The 1,881-nt window shown below is 60.3% G+C and carries 2 tRNA genes and 1 rRNA gene; all 3 read right to left on the bottom strand.

Annotated elements, in window-relative coordinates:
• Positions 1 to 484: ribosomal RNA gene (locus tag MJ956_RS18645) — 23S ribosomal RNA — on the bottom strand; the annotation flags it as partial.
• Between the two features lie 792 nt (positions 485 to 1,276).
• Positions 1,277 to 1,352 (bottom strand) — tRNA-Ala (locus tag MJ956_RS18640).
• A gap of 192 nt (positions 1,353 to 1,544) precedes the next feature.
• Positions 1,545 to 1,621 (bottom strand) — tRNA-Ile (locus MJ956_RS18635).
• Positions 1,622 to 1,881: the final 260 nt, after the last annotated feature.

Raw genomic sequence — 1,881 nt, 5'->3', positions numbered from 1 at the left:
TCGGTTGATGTCCTTTCCTTCGGGTACTTAGATGTTTCAGTTCCCCGAGTTCGCTTCTAACCCCTATGTATTCAGAGCCAGATACCTTCTCATGACCGCTGTTAATCTAAACCGTTCTCGCTCACGGCAGATCGCTGTCGCGATCGCCTCCGCGCGGGCGCAGCAAAAGCTGCGGGCCGCAATTCGCGGCCTGACTGCCGTGCGACCTCGAACTGCCGTGCGCCCTACAAAGAGCGCGGCAGCCAGAGCCCGACCGGGCGACGGACCTGATGGTCCGCCCTCGCGGAGCCGATTGCGCGAGCAATCTGGCGCGAGCGCAACCCGAACAGTTTAAACTTAACAGCGGTCGAAGGTGGGTTGCCCCATTCGGAAATCCACGGATCAAAGCTTATTCGCAGCTCCCCATGGCTTATCGCAGCGTATCACGTCCTTCATCGCCTGTGCATGCCAAGGCATCCACCAAATGCCCTTCTTTCACTTGATCATTCTCATCGTCAATGCTCACCGTTTTCTTGTCGCTCACGCCAGTTTCGCCAGAGCGAAACGGCTGCGCGGGCGCGGCCTGACCGGCCGACGGACAGTCGTCCTTGCCTCAGCACACAAGGTGCTTCGGAAGGGCGCCCTCTCGTCGAGGGCCAAAACGCACGGCTCATGACCCCGGCTGCAACTTGCAGTCGGAAAGGTTTCATGAGCCCGACAAAAAAGAGAGAGGCAAACATTCACGCTTACTCTCATTCGAACACCGCCAACACCGGCGAAGTGTGCAACTTCCTCCGGCGTCCTGCAGCGGTGCTCTTCATGTTGATCGGGTAAGCCAGCGCGTGACCCCAAAAAGTTGTTCGACTTTTTGGAAAGGTTTCACGCGCAAGGCAAAATTCCGATCAACGAAAGACCAGCTTCTCGAGACGAACCCCGACGGCGTGCGGTCAGGCAACACCGATCATAAGACGAAAGGCCAAGGGGAACAAACCCTATGACCGGACCCGGGCGATGAACCCGGGCCGGAACCTTTCGTCGACAGACCGTCCGAACCCTGAGCGGGGCATGGCCAGCAAGCTGGCCAAAATGACGATCTTCGAGATCCGTCTTCTTCTTCACGATGATAATTGAGAACTTCGCAGACACTTGGACATTCGTCCAAGGCCCGCAAACCTTATTCTTTCTCCTGGATGGCCACGTCGTGGCAAGGAACCGGTGGAGCCAGCCCGTCCGCCCGCAGCAAAGCGAAGACGGACAATCAAACAAACCCGGCGGGCGACACCACGAACGCAGTGAGTGGTGGAGCCTGTCGGGATCGAACCGACGACCCCCTGCTTGCAAAGCAGGTGCTCTCCCAGCTGAGCTAAGGCCCCATTGGGTTCGATCGAACCGACGTTTTGCATTCGCGCGTTCGGTAGACCGACCGGTCGTCGCGGCTTTTGCCGCGCCCCGTCCGGAGGCCAGCAGGCCAAGCCTGCGATCCGGCCGTGAGGACACAACAAACGCTGCCCACCATTCGGCGCGCGCCGCACAGCCCATCCCGGCACCGACGGCGGATCGCCGAATGGTGGGCCCGGGTAGATTCGAACTACCGACCTCACCCTTATCAGGGGTGCGCTCTAACCAGCTGAGCTACGGGCCCGGTCTTTTATCGCTCACGCGTGAAGCGCTCCGCGGGGGCGGACCAAAAGGTCCGGCGGCCGGTCGGCCTTGCCTCGCTGACGCTCGGACCAACCCACCATCCGAAGACAGCGGGATGCCCAGCAACCAGACCCAAAAAGCTCGGGTTAGTATCCGGCACCGCCGCTGCTGCGGCAGAGCGGATATTCATCCAGGGAAGAAAGAGAAACGAAGGCGGCGGGGCCTGCCTGACCACGAAGCTCCCGAAGGAGCCGCATGGCG

Origin of the sequence: Aurantimonas marianensis, assembly GCF_024195285.1 — a bacterium.
In the GTDB taxonomy this organism is placed as follows: domain Bacteria; phylum Pseudomonadota; class Alphaproteobacteria; order Rhizobiales; family Rhizobiaceae; genus Aurantimonas; species Aurantimonas marianensis.
The sequence above is the reverse complement of the archived record's forward strand: the minus strand, read 5'-3'. Positions and strand labels throughout refer to the sequence as shown.